General features: G+C 71.8%; 14 protein-coding genes. 4 read left to right on the forward strand and 10 right to left on the reverse strand.

The genetic code is table 11. The features are described 5' to 3' along the window. Nucleotides 1-9: 9 nt before the first annotated feature. Together ACQPZG_RS18535 and ACQPZG_RS18540 are read right to left on the reverse strand one after the other, a co-directional pair. Entirely contained in the window at nucleotides 10-1620 is a 1611-nt protein-coding gene (locus tag ACQPZG_RS18535) for an FAD-binding oxidoreductase (protein WP_433546846.1), read from the reverse strand. Nucleotides 1621-1667: 47 nt separating this feature from the next. Further along, the gene (locus ACQPZG_RS18540) at nucleotides 1668-1853 is read right to left on the reverse strand and encodes a hypothetical protein (RefSeq protein ID WP_433546847.1); all 186 of its coding nucleotides are present in this window, start codon (nucleotides 1851-1853) and stop codon (nucleotides 1668-1670) included. A 131-nt stretch (nucleotides 1854-1984) separates the two neighbouring features. On the opposite strand from ACQPZG_RS18540, the gene ACQPZG_RS18545 reads away from it, so the two are divergent. Beyond that, nucleotides 1985-2800 carry a hypothetical protein gene (locus ACQPZG_RS18545; RefSeq protein ID WP_433546848.1) on the forward strand — a complete coding sequence of 272 codons (816 nt, stop codon included), beginning with the start codon at nucleotides 1985-1987 and terminating at the stop codon, nucleotides 2798-2800. A gap of 165 nt (nucleotides 2801-2965) precedes the next feature. After that, on the forward strand, nucleotides 2966-3136 hold the full coding sequence (locus tag ACQPZG_RS18550; protein WP_433549641.1) for a hypothetical protein: 171 nt from the start codon (nucleotides 2966-2968) through the stop codon (nucleotides 3134-3136). 297 nt (nucleotides 3137-3433) lie between these two features. Here ACQPZG_RS18550 and ACQPZG_RS18555 read toward each other — a convergent pair whose 3' ends face one another. Further along, a complete protein-coding gene (locus ACQPZG_RS18555; protein ID WP_433546849.1) occupies nucleotides 3434-3781 on the reverse strand; it encodes a metal-sensitive transcriptional regulator in 348 nt (115 codons plus the stop codon). Between the two features lie 197 nt (nucleotides 3782-3978). Here ACQPZG_RS18555 and ACQPZG_RS18560 point away from each other — a divergent pair, with 197 nt between their 5' ends. Continuing rightward, the gene (locus tag ACQPZG_RS18560; RefSeq protein ID WP_433546850.1) at nucleotides 3979-4599 is read left to right on the forward strand and encodes a DUF47 domain-containing protein; all 621 of its coding nucleotides are present in this window, start codon (nucleotides 3979-3981) and stop codon (nucleotides 4597-4599) included. A 5-nt stretch (nucleotides 4600-4604) separates the two neighbouring features. Beyond that, complete coding sequence (locus ACQPZG_RS18565) at nucleotides 4605-5603, forward strand: anion permease (protein WP_433546851.1); 999 nt, start codon at nucleotides 4605-4607, stop codon at nucleotides 5601-5603. A gap of 487 nt (nucleotides 5604-6090) precedes the next feature. Here ACQPZG_RS18565 and pstB read toward each other — a convergent pair whose 3' ends face one another. The 7 genes from pstB to ACQPZG_RS18600 all read right to left on the reverse strand — a co-directional run bounded on the left by pstB (nucleotide 6091) and on the right by ACQPZG_RS18600 (nucleotide 14869). Further along, on the reverse strand, nucleotides 6091-6867 hold the full coding sequence (gene pstB, locus ACQPZG_RS18570; RefSeq protein ID WP_433546852.1) for a phosphate ABC transporter ATP-binding protein PstB: 777 nt from the start codon (nucleotides 6865-6867) through the stop codon (nucleotides 6091-6093). Nucleotides 6868-6898: 31 nt separating this feature from the next. Further along, complete coding sequence (gene pstA / locus ACQPZG_RS18575) at nucleotides 6899-7975, reverse strand: phosphate ABC transporter permease PstA (RefSeq protein ID WP_433546853.1); 1077 nt, start codon at nucleotides 7973-7975, stop codon at nucleotides 6899-6901. Beyond that, nucleotides 7972-8967 carry a phosphate ABC transporter permease subunit PstC gene (gene pstC / locus ACQPZG_RS18580; RefSeq protein ID WP_433546854.1) on the reverse strand — a complete coding sequence of 332 codons (996 nt, stop codon included), beginning with the start codon at nucleotides 8965-8967 and terminating at the stop codon, nucleotides 7972-7974. The genes pstA and pstC overlap by 4 nt, the downstream gene beginning before the upstream one ends. 274 nt (nucleotides 8968-9241) lie before the next feature. Then, nucleotides 9242-10372 (reverse strand): phosphate ABC transporter substrate-binding protein PstS, encoded by a 1131-nt coding sequence (pstS, locus tag ACQPZG_RS18585; RefSeq protein ID WP_433549457.1) that lies wholly within the window; start codon nucleotides 10370-10372, stop codon nucleotides 9242-9244. A 471-nt stretch (nucleotides 10373-10843) separates the two neighbouring features. After that, nucleotides 10844-11290 (reverse strand): NUDIX hydrolase, encoded by a 447-nt coding sequence (locus tag ACQPZG_RS18590; RefSeq protein WP_433546855.1) that lies wholly within the window; start codon nucleotides 11288-11290, stop codon nucleotides 10844-10846. Then, nucleotides 11287-12561, reverse strand: coding sequence for a CHAD domain-containing protein (locus ACQPZG_RS18595; RefSeq protein WP_433546856.1), 1275 nt, complete (start codon nucleotides 12559-12561; stop codon nucleotides 11287-11289). The genes ACQPZG_RS18590 and ACQPZG_RS18595 overlap by 4 nt, the downstream gene beginning before the upstream one ends. Then, nucleotides 12548-14869, reverse strand: a complete 2322-nt coding sequence (locus tag ACQPZG_RS18600) for an RNA degradosome polyphosphate kinase (protein WP_433546857.1) — start codon at nucleotides 14867-14869, stop codon at nucleotides 12548-12550. The genes ACQPZG_RS18595 and ACQPZG_RS18600 overlap by 14 nt, the downstream gene beginning before the upstream one ends. Nucleotides 14870-15227: the final 358 nt, after the last annotated feature.

Genomic DNA, 15227 nt, shown 5'->3' on the forward strand with positions numbered 1-15227 from the left:
CGGCCTCGTTCACAGTGCCTGGGGGAAGTCGAAGAGCCGGGTCGGGTCGTAGCGCGCCTTGAGCGCGGTGAGCCGTCCGGCCGCGCTGCCGTAGTAGGCGCGGCGCCAGTCAGGGAGCGTCGCGTCCGGGTAGTTCTGGTACGCGGAGCCGCTGGCGTGACGGCGCATCGAGGCGTGGGTGTCGGTCAGCCACTTCTGCTGGGCGGTGCCCGGGGTCTGCGGGCGCCAGGAGGCCGTGTACTGGGCGAGCATCCGCATGTTCCGGTGGACGAAGGCGGTGGCGTCCGGGGCCACGCGGTTCACCGCGCCGCCGAGGGCGGTCAGGGCGACCGTCGCCGCGCCGCCGCCCTGGGCGGTGGTGACGCGGCTGAAGTTCTCGACGCCGGTGAGGAGCGTACGGATCCCGGCGGGCGAGAGGGAGCGGGCGAAGAGGTCCGAACGGGAGTCGTAGGTCTCCCGGTTGAGGACGCCCTGCGGGTCGCGGCCCGGGGTGCTGCCCGGCAGCCGGCACTGCGCCTCGGAGTAGTCGGCGCATCCCGCGTACTGGAGCATCCCCTCCAGGTAGCCGCGCGGGCGGAAACTGACCGACCGGGGGGCCGAGCCCGCCCGGTCGGCGAGGCGGTCCACGGCGTTCGCGAGGTCGGCGCGGGAGCCGAGGGAGAACAGGGCGACCGAGAAGGTCGGACTGCCGCCCGCCGCTCCGACGGAGGCGTGCGCGGACGACCAGATCTCGTCCGGCTGGTCCGGGCCCCACTCCTGCCACGCGCCGAGGACGGCGGATGCCTTCGACCAGGGCCAGGAGAGGTACCCGGTGACGGTGTCGGGTGTCGGATGGGTGCGGAAACGGAGTTCGGTGACGACGCCGAACTGGCCCGCGCCGGCGCCGCGCAGTGCCCAGAAGAGGTCGGGGTTCTGCTTCTCGGTGCAGCGGAGGGTCTTGCCGTCGGCGGTCACCAGGGTCGCCGCGGTGAGGCTGTCGCAGGTCAGGCCGTACGCCCGGGATACGACGCCGTGCCCGCCGCCGAGGACGAGACCGGAGATGCCGACCGTGGGGCAGGAGCCCGCGGGGATGGTGCGGGCGGCCTCGGTGGCGAGGGTGCGGTAGACGTCGACGAGTTTGGCGCCGGCGCCGATGGTGGCGGAGGGGCCGGGGCCGGCGGTGAGGGCGGCGAGCTTCGAGACGTCGAGGATCAGGCGGTCCGTGCCGCTGGACCAGCCGGTGTACGAGTGGCCGCCGTTGCGGATGGAGACGGGGGTGCGGGTGGCACGGGCGTACGCGAGGGCTTCACGGATGTCGGCCTCGTGGGCGACGTAGGCGACGGCGGCGGGGCGGTGGGAGTCGAAGCGGGGGTTGTAGAGCTGTCGGGCGGTGGGATAGGCGGGGTCCTGCGGCCGGACGAGGGGGCCTTCGAGGGAACGGGCGAGGGCGGACAGGTCGCGGGCCCGGGGGGCGGGGGTGGGCGATGGAGTGACGGCGTCGCTGGGGGCGGGGCGCGGCGCCGGGGAGCTTCCGCCGGGCGGGGTGGGCGGCCTGGCGCCCTGGCAGGCGGTGGCGAGGGTGGCCAGGGTGGCGGCGCCGGCGGTGCTGAGGAGGGTGCGGCGGGGCAGCGGGGAGAGCATGGCGGCTCCTGGAGGGAGGGGGTGTGCCGTCCCGGCGTCCGAGGGGCTCACGGGTGGTGGTCGGGCGCGGTGGGCGGGTGGGTCGACGCATCGGTCCGGGCCTTGTCGCGGCTGCGCCGTGAGGGTCCGCGCCAGCCGCACGTGCAGTGGGCGTAGCAGAAGGAGCCGCGTTCGGTGGTGGTGGTGCGGTGGGACTCGGGGCCGGCCGGGGCCGGCGGGTGGTTCGGAGGCACGGGGCCAAGGTACTGGGGAGCGCCAGGAGTTGCGGGGCGCGGGCCTCGGGGGCGTGACGAAGCGGCGTACGGGCTCGTTGTGCGGGGCGAGCAGGAGACTCGTACTCCCGAGGCAGGCGAGGCAGGGCGGGATGGACAGCAGGGTGAGAGGCGGGGCGGTCGCGCTCACGGCCGTGGTGGGGTTGGTGGGGGCCGCCTCGGGGTGCACCGGTGCGCAAGGGGCTGCCGCCGAGGACCACCGGGGCGGTGGGGATCCGGCAGAGGCCGTGCGTCGCGCGGCGGACGTGGTGGTGCGGTCGGGGACGGCGGGGAACGTGCGGACCGGCATGGAGATGGCGGCCGGCGGGACCCGCGTGACCATCCGGGGCGAGGGCACGTACGACTTCCGCGGACGGACCGGGCAGTTGGTGCTGCTGCTGCCGACGGGACCGGCGGGGAAGCCGGAACACCGGCCGATGGTGGAGGTGTTCGCGCCGGGGTCGCTGTACATGAAGAACCGCGGCGCGGGCGTGCCCGCCGACAAGTGGGTGCGGATCGAGACGGCGGAGCTGGCCGACGGGAACCTGGTGACGGGCGGGGCCACGGATCCCGGTGCGGCCGTGGAGCTGCTGCGGGGTGCCCGGGACGTGTCGTACGTGGGAAGGGCCGGCGGGCTGAGGCACTACCGGGGGACCGTCGAGCTGGGCGGTGCGGCCCGGACGGCTCCGGCACAGCTGCGCGGGGCGCTCGGGGCGGCGGCCAAGGGGTTCTCCCGCAAGACGGTGCCGTTCGACGCGTACCTCGACGATCTGGGGCGGGTGCGGAAGGTGCGGCACCAGTTCAGCTTCGTGAACGGGGGAAAGGACGTGGCGGTGGCGTCGACGACGTCGCTGGAGGCGTTCGGCAAGCCGGTGCGGATCGTCCTGCCGCCTGCGAAGGACATCTACGCGGGCAAGATCCGGCAGTAGGGGCAGGGGGGCGCGTGGGAGCGGGACCCCTGCCGAGTGGCCCCGGCGTGCTCCGGCGCATGGCGAGGGCGGGTGGGGGCGAAATGGTCCGTCCGTGCCATGCGCGGTGTGTGTCCTGCTCCCTACGCTAGGAAGTCGGCCCGCGGCAGACGGAGTCGGGAAGAGGTGATGCAGGTGGTTGTGATGCGTGGTGCGGCCGTTCAGGACCGCGTTGCCCTCGCCGAGATCGAACTGTGCGGTGAGTTGATGATCGCCGCTTCGTCGGCGGACGGGGAGCGGCTCAGTTCGGATCGGATCGACGAGGTGTTGAGGGGGGCGGCGAAGGACTTCGAGTAGGCGGCGGTCGTCGGGGCTGCGCGGAGGGGGGCGGCGGGGGCCGTTTTCCCTCCGCGGGTGTGCGGGCCGGGGGGTGCGCGCGGGGGTGATGGCGAGAGGTGCGGGTGTGCGGGGGCGCGACGTGGGGGTGGTGGCGAGAGGCGCGGGGGTGCGGGCGTGGGGTGGGGGCGAGAGGTGTGGAGGCGCGGGAGGGTCGCGTGGTTCCCCGCGCCCCGGGAGGGGGTGCGTCGCGTGGGTGTCCGTTCGCCTTGGAGGGGGTTGGTCGCGGTCCAGGCGCCCGCGCCTTGGAGGTGCGGCTCAGGTGCGCAGGAGTCTGGCGATGGCCTTGGTGGCTTCCTCGACCTTCTCGTCGATCTCCGCACCGCCCTTGACGGCCGCGTCCGCGACGCAGTGCCGCAGGTGTTCCTCCAGGAGCTGGAGGGCGAAGGACTGGAGCGCCTTCGTGGACGCCGAGACCTGGGTGAGTATGTCGATGCAGTAGACGTCCTCGTCGACGAGCCGCTGGAGGCCGCGGATCTGGCCCTCGATGCGACGCAGGCGCTTGAGGTGCTCGTCCTTCTGCTTGTGGTAGCCGTGGGTGACGGCCGGGGCCGGGGAGGGCGCGTCCGTCGTGGTCACGCCGGCCGCCTCTTCGGTGGTCGTCATCGCGTCCTCCTGAGGTAGGGGTGGAAGAGGGGGTTATACCCCTCGTGGGTATATTCTACGGCGCTTTTGCGCACCTTGCGGGGGTCCCTGCCCGCCACTCTGCCCGATGGGCGACACTGAAGAACGCCGGTTAGCCGTGGCCGGATGATGCGCCTAGCATCACCCTGACCGAATCCAATGCACCCCGAGGACCCCACGTGCGCTTTCGTCTGACCCCCCGGGAGACGAGCTTCTACGACATGTTCTCCGCATCCGCGGACAACATCGTCACGGGCTCCAAGCTCCTCATGGAACTGCTGGGAGCGGACTCCTCCGCCCGGGCCGAGATCGCGGAGCGGATGCGGGCAGCGGAGCACGCGGGTGACGACGCCACTCACGCGATCTTCCACCAGCTCAACTCCTCCTTCATCACGCCGTTCGACCGCGAGGACATCTACAACCTCGCGTCGTCGCTCGACGACATCATGGACTTCATGGAGGAGGCAGTCGACCTGGTCGTCCTGTACCAGGTGGAAGAGCTGCCGAAGGGCGTCGAGCAGCAGATCGAGGTACTGGCACGGGCGGCCGAGCTGACCGCCGAGGCCATGCCCGGTCTGCGGACGATGTCCAACCTCACCGAGTACTGGATCGAGGTCAACCGGCTGGAGAACCAGGCCGACCAGATCCACCGCAAGCTGCTCGCCCAGCTCTTCAACGGCAAGTACGACGCCATGGAGGTCCTGAAGCTCAAGCAGATCGTGGACGTGCTGGAAGAGGCTGCCGACGCTTTCGAGCACGTGGCGAACACGGTGGAGACCATCGCCGTCAAGGAGTCCTGAGCTTCGTGGACACCTTTGCGCTGATCGTGACCATTACTGTCGCGCTCGGTTTTACGTACACCAACGGCTTCCACGACTCCGCGAACGCCATCGCGACGTCGGTCTCCACGCGCGCGCTCACCCCCCGGGCGGCGCTGGCGATGGCCGCGGTCATGAACCTCGCCGGCGCCTTCCTCGGGCAGGGCGTCGCGAAGACCGTGAGTGAGGGGCTCATCGAGACCCCGCACGGGCAGAAGGGCATGGCGATCCTGTTCGCCGCGCTCGTCGGCGCGGTGGTCTGGAACATGGTGACCTGGTACTACGGGCTGCCGTCCTCGTCGTCCCACGCGCTGTTCGGCGGCATGGTGGGCGCCGCGCTGGCGGGCGGGACCGAGGTGATCTGGGGCGGCGTGCTGTCCAAGGTCATCATCCCGATGTTCCTGTCGCCGTTCGTGGGCCTGATCATCGGCTACCTGGTGATGATCGCGATCATGTGGATGTTCCGGAAGTCGAACCCGCACAAGGCCAAGCGGGGCTTCCGCATCGCCCAGACGGTCTCGGCCGCCGGCATGGCGCTCGGGCACGGGCTCCAGGACGCGCAGAAGACCATGGGCATCGTGGTGATGGCGCTCGTGATCGCCGATGTCGAGGGTCAGGACGACGCCATTCCGATCTGGGTCAAGATCGCTTGTGCGGTGACGCTGTCGCTGGGCACCTACGCCGGTGGCTGGCGGATCATGCGGACGCTGGGGCGGCGGATCATCGAGCTGGACCCGCCGCAGGGGTTCGCGGCGGAGACGACGGCGGCGTCCGTCATGTACACCGCTTCGTTCATGTTCCACGCGCCCATCTCGACGACGCACGTGATCACCTCGGCGATCATGGGCGTCGGGTCGACGAAGGGGTCGCGGGCGGTCCGCTGGGGCGTCGCGAAGAACATCGTGATGGGCTGGTTCATCACGATGCCGGCGGCGGCGGGGGTGGCGGCGGTCAGTCTGTGGGCCGTGCAGTTGGTGTTCGGGTAGGGGTTTCGTTTTTTCCGTGCGGAAGGGCTCGTCCTGGGGTGGACCTGGGGCGGGTCCTTTTTGCGTGGGGGTGCGTGGCGGGTGGGGGTGGGGGTGCGGGTGCGAGTGTGGGTGGGGCGTACGGCGCGGGGCGGGGCGTATGGCGGAGGGTGCACGTCCGGTGGGGGGCCGCCCCCTTGCCCGCCCGTTCCGCCCCCGGGGGCGGCCCCGCCGCCCAAGTGGGCTACGGGGGAGCGGGGGCGGTGTCGTCGCCCAAGTGGGCTACGGGGGAGCGGGGGCGGTGTCGTCGGCCAAGGGGGCTACGGGGGGTGCGCGGGAGTGGGGGGCTGGGAGGTGCGGGTGGGGTGGGGGAAGGGCTTCGCCCCGCCGGGGGGTTGCGCCCGGCGGGGCGAAGTGGTCTCGCGGTGGCACCGCCATGCAGCACCGCGAGGGATCGGGGCGGGCCCCGGTCGGGGCCCGGAGGGGCGCGAGGAGCGCCCGGGAGGGTCTAGCCGAAGCGGCCGGAGATGTAGTCCTCGGTGGCCTGGACGGACGGGTTGGAGAAGATCCGCTCGGTCTCGTCGATCTCGATGAGCTTGCCGGGCTGACCGACCGCCGCCAGGTTGAAGAAGGCGGTGCGGTCGGAGACGCGGGCGGCCTGCTGCATGTTGTGCGTCACGATGACGATCGTGAACCGCTCCTTGAGCTCGCCGATCAGGTCCTCGATGGCCAGGGTGGAGATCGGGTCGAGGGCCGAGCAGGGCTCGTCCATGAGCAGAACCTGCGGCTCGACCGCGATGGCGCGGGCAATGCACAGACGCTGCTGCTGGCCGCCGGAGAGACCGGAGCCCGGCTTGTTCAGGCGGTCCTTGACCTCGTTCCAGAGGTTGGCACCGCGCAGGGACTTCTCCACGACGTCGGAGAGTTCCGACTTCTTGTAGGAGCCGTTGAGGCGCAGGCCCGCCGCCACGTTGTCGTAGATCGACATGGTGGGGAAGGGGTTCGGACGCTGGAAGACCATGCCGACGGTGCGGCGTACGGACACCGGGTCGACGTGGGAGTCGTACAGGTTCTCGTCGTCCAGCAGGACCTTGCCCTCGACGCGACCGCCGGGGGTGACCTCGTGCATCCGGTTCAGGGTGCGCAGGAAGGTCGACTTCCCGCAGCCGGACGGGCCGATGAAGGCCGTGACGGAGCGGGGCTCGACGGTCATCGAGATGTCGTCGATCGCCTTGTGTGTGCCGTAGAAGGCCGAGAGGCCGGATACGTCGATTCGCTTTGCCATGATGACGGTCACTTCGCTTTCGATGGCCGCGTCAGCGACCGGTCTTGGGGGCCTTCCAGCGGGCGATGCCGCGCGCCACCAGGTTGAGGATCATGACGAAGGCGATCAGGACCAGAGCCGCTGCCCAGGCACGGTCGTAACTCGCCTCGCTGCCCACCCGGTACTGCTCCCAAATGTAGAAGGGGAGCGAGGACTGGGCGCCGTCGAAGGGGTTCGTGTTGATCAGCTGGCTGCCGAAGACGAGGAGCATGATCGGGGCGGTCTCGCCGGCGATGCGGGCGATGGCCAGCATGACGCCGGTGGTGATGCCGCCGACGGCGGTCGGCAGGACCACCTTGAGGATCGTGCGCCACTTCGGCACGCCGAGGGCGAGGGAGGCCTCGCGCAGCTCGTTGGGGACCAGCTTCAGCATTTCCTCGGTGGAGCGGACGACCACCGGGACCATCAGGATCGCGAGCGCCAGGGCACCCATGAAGCCGGAGGGCTGGAGGCTGAACATCAGCATGATCGAGAGGAGGAAGAGACCGGCGACGATCGACGGGATGCCGGTCATCACGTCCACGAAGAAGGTGACGGCCTTGGCGAGTGCGCCCTTGCCGTACTCGACCAGGTAGACGGCCGTCAGCAGGCCGATCGGGGCGGCGATCAGGGTCGCGAGGCCGACCTGTTCCAGGGTGCCGATCAGCGCGTGGTAGACGCCGCCGCCGACCTCGAAGCCGGGCACGCCCGCCATCGAGTGGGTGAGGAAGTAACCGTCGAGGACCTTCAGGCCGCGGCTGACCGTGACCCACAGGAGCGACGCCAGCGGAATGATCGCGAGCAGGAAGCAGACCCAGACGAAGCTGGTGGCGACGCGGTCCTTGGCCTGTCGGGTGCCCTCGACGGCCGAGCTGGCGAGGTACGTCAGCACGACGAAGAGGATCGCGGCGATCAGTCCCCACTGGACCTTGCTCTGCCAGCCGGCGGCCAGGCCCAGGCCGATCGCCAGGGCGAGCGAGAGGGCGCCGAAGCCGATCGGCGACCAGCGCGGCAGGCGCTTGCCGGCGAGGCTGGGGGCGACGGGCGCGGGGGTGGGGGCGGTGTCCTTGGTCATCGTTGCCTGGCTCATGCGTTGGCCCCCGAGTACTCCTTGCGGCGGGCGATGATCAGGCGCGCCGCACCGTTGACGAGGAGAGTGAGGACGAAGAGGACGAGGCCCGAGGCGATGAGCGCGTCGCGCCCGAACTCGTTGGCCTCGTCGAACTTCGCCGCGATGTTCTGTGCGAAGGTTCCGCCGCCCGCGTCGAGCAGGTGGCCGGAGAACAGGAAGCTGGGGGAGAGGACGGTGGCGACGGCCATCGTCTCGCCGAGGGCGCGGCCCAGGCCCAGCATCGACGCGCTGATCACGCCGGAGCGGCCGAACGGCAGCACCGAGAGGCGGATGACCTCCCAGCGGGTGGCGCCCAGGGCGAGGGCGGCCTCTTCGTTCATCTTCGGGACCTGGAGGAAGACCTCGCGGCTCACGCTGGTCACGATCGGCAGGATCATGATCGCGAGCAGGATGCCGACGGTGAACAGGTTGCGGGCCGGGCCGATCTCCGTCTTGTCGAAGATCAGCGTCCAGCCGAGGTAGCTGTCCAGCCAGGAGTTCAGGCCACCGAGGTACGGGACGAGGAACAGGGCGCCCCAGATGCCGTAGATGATCGACGGCACCGCGGCGAGGAGGTCCACCACGTACGCGAGGGGCGAGGCGAGCCGGCGCGGCGCGTAGTGCGAGATGAACAGGGCGATGCCGACGGCCACCGGGACCGCGATGACCATCGCGATGACCGAGCTGACGACGGTGCCGTAGAGGAGTACGGCGATGCCGAAGACCGGCGGGTTTCCGGCGGGGTCCCAGTCGAACGTGGTGAGGAAGTTGCCCTCGTTGCCCGAGATGGCGATCGCCGCGCGGAACGTCAGGAAGGCGGCGATGGACGCCATCACGACGAGCAGCAGGATGCCGGAGCCGCGGGACAGGCCGCGGAAGATCTTGTCACCCGGGCGGGTGGGGGTCCCCTTCGCGGCGGGCGGCGGCGGGGGGCTCGGTGGGGAGTCCGGGGGGATCACGGTTGTGGTCATGGCGGTTCTTTCCGGTCTGGGAGGGAGGGCGCTCTGCGAGCGGCTCCCGGGCGGCGGTGCACCGGATGGGTGGGGCGGGATTTCGGTGTGCGTACGGGGAGATCGGGTGGGGCGTGCGGCGGGGTCGTGCGGGGGGCGGGGCGTCCGGGTGGTCGCCCCGCGTCCCCGGCGGCCCCGCCGACCGGGGAGGCTCACCGGGGGGTGGGCCCGGCCCCGCCGCCCGAGGGGGCTCCGGGGAGCCACCGGGGGCGGGCGGGGCGACTGGGGACCTCGGTTACTTCAGGCCGGCGATGATCTCGCGGACCTTGGAGTTGATCTCGGTCGGGATCGGGGCGTAGCCGTGCTGGGAGAGGATCTTCTGGCCGTCGTCGGAGGCGGCGTACCCCAGGAAGGACTTCACGTTGGCCAGCGAGTCGGGGTTGTTGCCCGAGTCGCAGACGATCTCGTACGTAACCAGGACCATCGGGTACGCGCCCTCGGCCTTCGTCGCGTAGTCCAGGCTCAGCGCCAGGTCCTTGCCGGTGCCCTTGACCTTGGCGGCGGCGATGGCCTTGGAGGCGTTCTCGGAGGTGGCGGCGACCGGGGCCGCGGCACCCGTGTTGATCTTCACCGTGGGGATGGACTGCGAGGTGGCGTAGCTGAGCTCGAAGTAGCCGATCGAGCCCTCGACCTGCTTCACCTGGGCGGCGACGCCGGAGGAGCCGGTCGCGCCCTGGCCGCCGGGGGCGGGCCACTTCTTCTCGGCCTCGTACTTCCAGTCCGAGGCGGCGGCCTTGCCCAGGTACTTGCCGAAGTTCTGCGTGGTGCCCGAGTCGCCCGAGCGGTGGACCGACTGGATCGCCGAGTCCGGGAGCTTGACGCCCGGGTTCAGCTTGACGATCGCCGGGTCGTTCCACTTCTTGATCTGGTTGTTGAAGATCTTGGCGATGGCGGGGGCGTCCAGGACGAGGTTGTCGACCCCCGGCAGGTTGTAACCGATCGCGATCGGGCCGCCCACCATCGGCAGGTTGATGCCCTGGCCGGTCTTGCAGACCTTCTTCGACTCCTCGACCTCGTTGGGCTTGAGGGCCGAGTCGGAGCCGGCGAAGCCGACGGTGCCCTGGGTGAAGGAGGTGATGCCTTCACCGGAGGAGGAGGACTTGTAGTTGATCTCCACGCCCGAGCAGGCGGCCATGTAGTTCTTGACCCAGAGGTCCATGGCGTTCTTCTGCGCGGAGGAACCGGCGGCGAGGAGCTTGCCCTTGGCGCCCTCGCACTCGACGTTCTTGGCGGCTGCGGCCGAGTTGCCGTTGCCCGCGCCTCCGCTGTTGTTGTCCGAGCCGCACGCCGTGAGGAGCAGGGCGCCGGAGACGGCGAGGGCGCCGACTGCGGAGGCGCGGAGCCGGTTCTTGCGCTGGAGCTTCATCACTTTCTGGTTCCTTCCGGGGGCCGCCGGCCCCGTGGGCGGACGGCGTGCGTGGAGTGGGTCGTACGAGTAAGGGGTGGTTTCCGGCCGGTGGCCGGTCGCCTTGTACGTACGAAATTAGGCAGAACAGGTGAAGCGGCCTACGGGGGCGAGTGAACGTGAGGTGAACCGTGGCGGGCGGCGAGGTGCGGCTCGGGGCAGGGCGGGGACGGCGCGCACGGGGGCGGTGTGGGGGCACGGTGCGCGAGGAGTGGACGCCGGTACGGAAGGGGCTGCACGAGGGCAGGGTTGCACGGGGGCTCGCGGTGCGCGCGGAGGCCGTGCGGGGGCGGGGTCGCGCGTGGGCCGGGCCGGACGGGGGCCGGGTCGTGCGGGGCCGCGGCTGTGTGCGGACGGGTTTGCGCGCGGGCGGGGTGGGCATCGCGGCACGGCCTGGCCCCGTCGTGCCGCACGGAATTCCGGGGCGCGCCCTCACGCGTCGGGTCGGCCGGAAAAGGGCTGGACCACCCGCAGCAGAGCGGCCACCAGTTCACCGTCGCGGTACTGGGTGAGGCGGTTGCGGGCGGCGGCCGGGGGCAGCCACAGCAGCCGGTCGACCTCGTCGTTGGGCGTGAAGGCGCCCGTGGTGGCCTCGGCGGACCAGTAGCGGACCAGCTTGGGACGGCCGCCCGCCACGTAACGGACCGCGGGGAGCGGTGGGCCGGGCAGGCAGTGGAAGCCGGTCTCCTCCAGGACCTCGCGGAGCGCGCCCGTCAGGGGGGCCTCGCCCCGCTTGAGCTTGCCCTTGGGGTACGACCAGTCGTCGTAGCGCGGCCGGTGGACGAGACAGAGTTCGAGCCCCCCGTCGTACGGGGCGTGCCGCCACAGGACGCAGCCCGCCGCGAGGACGGTGGTCCTGGTGCGGTCGGTGCGGCTCATCCCCGGCGCGCCCCCACTCCCACCGCCGTCTGCCGCCACTGCCGCTGGAAGGCGAAACGTGCCGCCTCGACCTCGTGGCGCTGTTCGGAGTGCAGGATGCCGAGCGCGTAGGCGGTGGCGGGCGCGATGCGGGCGGTGCGGGCCGCGGAGGCGGCTGCGGCGGCTGCTTCCGCCGCGTCGCGGTGCTGGTCCAGGATGCGGCTCGCCTCCTCCAGGGTGGTCGTGTCGCGGCCGATGACCTCCTGGGCGTACCGGTGCAGGCGCAGCAGCAGCCGGACGTGGTGCCAGGGGGAGTCCTGGCCCTCGTGCACCGCCTCGGAGTTGTACGGGCGGGCCGCCCGCCCCAGCGGAAGCGCGGCCACCGCTTCCGCGAGCCGGTGCGCGGCGTGGTCGGCGCAGGGGTACGGGTCGCCGGGCGTCACCGGTGCCTCCGAGGCGAGCACCGCCACCGCGTCCGCGACCGCGTGGAAGCGCGAGGAGCCGAGGGCCTGGAGGGCGGCCGAGTGGGCGCGGGTACGGGCGAGCGTGAGCTGCCGCTCCAGGAGTGCCCCGGCGCGGGCGATGCCCAGGGCGGTCTCGCGGGACGGGGGCCGTGAGGCGGGTGTTCCGGCGGGTGCCGCGGCGGGTGTGCCGGCGGGAGCCGCGACGGGGGCTCCGGCCGGGGCCGTCCTGCCCGCGGTCGTCCCGGCGGGCGTTTCCCCGCCGGAGGCCGCGACGCCGGGCGGGGTCCGCCCGGGGGCCCCGCCGTCGGCGCCCCTCCGCCCGGGGGCCGCCCCGCCCGCAACCGTGCCGCGCGGGGCCGTACCGGGCGAGGCTGTCCCGGGCGAGGCCGTCCCGGAGCCCGGGGTGTCGTCCCGTGGCCCGCGGACCGGCGCCGCCCTGTGCGGGCGGGCCGTGGGGAGCGGGGTCGGCGCGTTGAGGCGTTGCAGTGCGTCCAGCAGCCGGCCGAGCTGTTCGGCGTGCGCGTGTTCGCGGGCCAAGGTCCCCGACAGCCAGGCGAGTTCGGCGCGCAGGGGGTCCGCCCAGGACCGGTCGGTGAGCGGGCGGAAGGTGTGCAGGGCGCCTCCGATGCGGCGGGCCGCGCGGCGGATGTCGAGTGCGGAGCGGGCGGATCCGTCCGGGTCGGTCGCCTCGGTGCACTCCCCGTGCCGGCGCAGGGCGCGCAGGAACTCCGCTGCCTGCGCGTGCAGATAGGGGGCGAGAAGGTTGCCGTCGGAGCGGTCGAGCGGGTGGTGGGCTATCCCGCTGGGGGTGGTCTCACGGTGTGGCACGTCGGCGCCTCCGGGCGTCGATCAGCATTTCCTGTACGTGGCGCAAGGGGTGTCCGTCCGCGTCGGTGCAGTGGCGGGTCCAGTTGCCGTCCGGGCCGAGGTGCCAGGACGCGGTGTTGTCCGACATGCCGGTTTCGAGGAGCCGGCTGAGGGCCGCCCGGTGCGCCGGGTCGGTCACCCGTACCAGCGCCTCTATGCGGCGGTCGAGGTTGCGGTGCATCATGTCGGCGCTGCCGAACCAGACTTCGGGTTCGCCGCCGTTGCCGAAGGCGAAGAGCCTGGAGTGTTCGAGGAAGCGCCCGAGGATCGAGCGGACCCGGATGTTCTCGGAGAGGCCGGCGACTCCGGGGCGGACCGCGCAGATGCCCCGTACCCACACGTCGACCGGTACGCCCGCCATCGACGCCCGGTACAGCGCGTCGATGATCGCTTCGTCGACCATCGAGTTGACCTTGATGCGGACGTACGCGGGGCGGCCGGCCTGGTGGTGCACGACCTCCTTGTTGATGCGGGAGATCAGCCCGTCGCGCAGGGACTTGGGGGCGACGAGCAGGCGGCGGTAGGTCTCGCGGCGGGAGTAGCCGGACAGCCGGTTGAAGAGGTCGGAGAGGTCCGCGCCGACCTGGGGGTCGGTGGTGAGCAGACCGAGGTCCTCGTACAGGCGGGCCGTCTTGGGGTGGTAGTTGCCGGTGCCGACGTGGCTGTAGCGGCGGAGGGTGTCGCCCTCCTGCCGTACGACCAGCGACAGCTTGCAGTGGGTCTTCAGGCCGACCAGGCCGTACACGACGTGGCAGCCCGCCTCCTCCAGCTTGCGCGCCCACTTGATGTTGGCCTGTTCGTCGAAGCGGGCCTTGATCTCGACGAGGACGAGGACCTGCTTGCCGGACTCGGCGGCGTCGATCAGCGCGTCCACTATGGGGGAGTCGCCGGAGGTCCGGTACAGGGTCTGCTTGATGGCCAGTACGTCCGGGTCGGCCGCCGCCTGCTCCAGGAAGAGCTGCACGGAGGTCGAGAAGGAGTCGTACGGGTGGTGCAGGAGGACGTCGCGCTCGCGCAGCGCGCCGAAGATGTCGGGCGCGGACGCGGACTCGACCTCGGCGAGGTCGCGGTGGGTTCCGGCGATGAAGCGCGGGTACTTCAGCTCGGGGCGGTCGAGACCGGCGATGCCGAAGAGCCCGGTGAGGTCGAGCGGGCCGGGCAGGGGGTAGACCTCCGCGTCGGAGACCTTCAACTCCCGTACGAGCAGGTCCAGTACGTACGGGTCGATGGACTCCTCGACCTCCAGGCGCACCGGCGGGCCGAAGCGGCGGCGCATCAGCTCCTTCTCCAGGGCCTTGAGGAGGTTCTCGGCGTCGTCCTCCTCCACTTCGAGGTCCTCGTTGCGGGTGACGCGGAACATGTGGTGGGCCAGCACCTCCATCCCCGGGAACAGCTCCTCCAGGTGCGCGGCGATGACGTCTTCGAGCGGGACGTAGCGCTGCGGGGACGCCTCAAGGAAGCGGTGCAGGAGCGGCGGGACCTTCACCCGGGCGAAGTGGCGGTGGCCGCTGACCGGATTGCGCACGACCACGGCCAGGTTCAGGGACAGGCCGGAAATGTACGGGAAGGGGTGCGCGGGGTCGACGGCCAGCGGGGTCAGGACGGGGAAGATCTGCTGGCGGAACAGGGTGAAGAGGCGGGCCTGCTCCTTCTCGGTCAGGTCCGGCCAGCGGATCAGGTGGATGCTCTCGTCGGCGAGCGCGGGCGCGATGTCCTGCTGGAAGCAGGCGGCGTGCCGGGCCATGAGTTCGCGGGACCGGGTCCAGATCAGGTCCAGCACCTCGCGGGGCTGGAGGCCGGAGGCGGAACGCGTCGCGACCCCGGTCGCGATGCGGCGCTTGAGCCCGGCGACGCGGACCATGAAGAACTCGTCCAGGTTGCTGGCGAAAATCGCCAGGAAATTAGCCCGTTCGAGGAGGGGGGTGGACGGGTCCTCGGCCAGTTCCAGGACCCGCTCGTTGAAGGCGAGCCAACTGCGTTCGCGGTCCAGGAAACGGCCCTCGGGCAGCGCGGGGGCGGTGCCGTCGCCGTACTCCGCCTCCTCGTACACGTCCGCGTCCGCGTCGAGGTCCGGGCTCAGCGCCCGCAGCCCGGCGGGGGTGGTGCCGGTGTCACGGGTGTGCGGCCGGTGGGCGGCGATCGAGCCGACGGACGGCTGCGGTTTCGAGGACGACGGCGGTGGCTGCGGCGACGGCTGCGCGTGCTGGACGGGGACCTCGGCGTCGACATCGGCACCGGTACTGCGCGACGGCTGCGGCTGCTGGCTCATCCCCCCATTCTTCCGCGCGAGACCCTCGGCGGGCGCGCCGAAATAGAGGGCGTCTGGCGAGGACGGGATGGGGGGTCGCATTCGGTGAGGATCGCAAGCGTGTCTGAATCGTGGGTTACGGAGACATGTCATGTGGGGGTGCGGGGGCGGGCGCGGCGCGATCCGGGCTGCCGTGGGGCCGCCCCGGGGCTGCCGCGGAGCCTCCGTGGGGCGGCGGTGGGCGGCTGAGGCGACGCGGTGGACGGGGCGGCAACGGCCCCGGCCTGCTCGCGGGGTCGCGCGGCGGCGGGGTGCGGTGCGGTGGGCGGGGGCGCGGCGGGCCCGGTCGGCTCGCGGGGGCGTGCGGCGGGCGGGAAGC

Origin of the sequence: Streptomyces sp. CA-294286, assembly GCF_050947155.1 — a bacterium.
Classification (GTDB): Bacteria; Actinomycetota; Actinomycetes; order Streptomycetales; family Streptomycetaceae; genus Streptomyces.

Excerpts from the sequence above, each read along its gene's own strand:
- ACQPZG_RS18590 (WP_433546855.1), bottom strand. The coding sequence starts at position 11,290 with ATGAGCCGCACCGACCGCACCAGGACCACCGTCCTCGCGGCGGGCTGC.
- ACQPZG_RS18535 (WP_433546846.1), bottom strand. The coding sequence starts at position 1,620 with ATGCTCTCCCCGCTGCCCCGCCGCACCCTCCTCAGCACCGCCGGCGCC.
- pstA (WP_433546853.1), bottom strand. The coding sequence starts at position 7,975 with ATGAGCCAGGCAACGATGACCAAGGACACCGCCCCCACCCCCGCGCCC.
- ACQPZG_RS18545 (WP_433546848.1), top strand. The coding sequence starts at position 1,985 with ATGGACAGCAGGGTGAGAGGCGGGGCGGTCGCGCTCACGGCCGTGGTG.
- ACQPZG_RS18555 (WP_433546849.1), bottom strand. The coding sequence starts at position 3,781 with ATGACGACCACCGAAGAGGCGGCCGGCGTGACCACGACGGACGCGCCC.
- pstC (WP_433546854.1), bottom strand. The coding sequence starts at position 8,967 with ATGACCACAACCGTGATCCCCCCGGACTCCCCACCGAGCCCCCCGCCG.
- ACQPZG_RS18600 (WP_433546857.1), bottom strand. The coding sequence starts at position 14,869 with ATGAGCCAGCAGCCGCAGCCGTCGCGCAGTACCGGTGCCGATGTCGAC.
- pstB (WP_433546852.1), bottom strand. The coding sequence starts at position 6,867 with ATGGCAAAGCGAATCGACGTATCCGGCCTCTCGGCCTTCTACGGCACA.
- pstS (WP_433549457.1), bottom strand. The coding sequence starts at position 10,372 with ATGAAGCTCCAGCGCAAGAACCGGCTCCGCGCCTCCGCAGTCGGCGCC.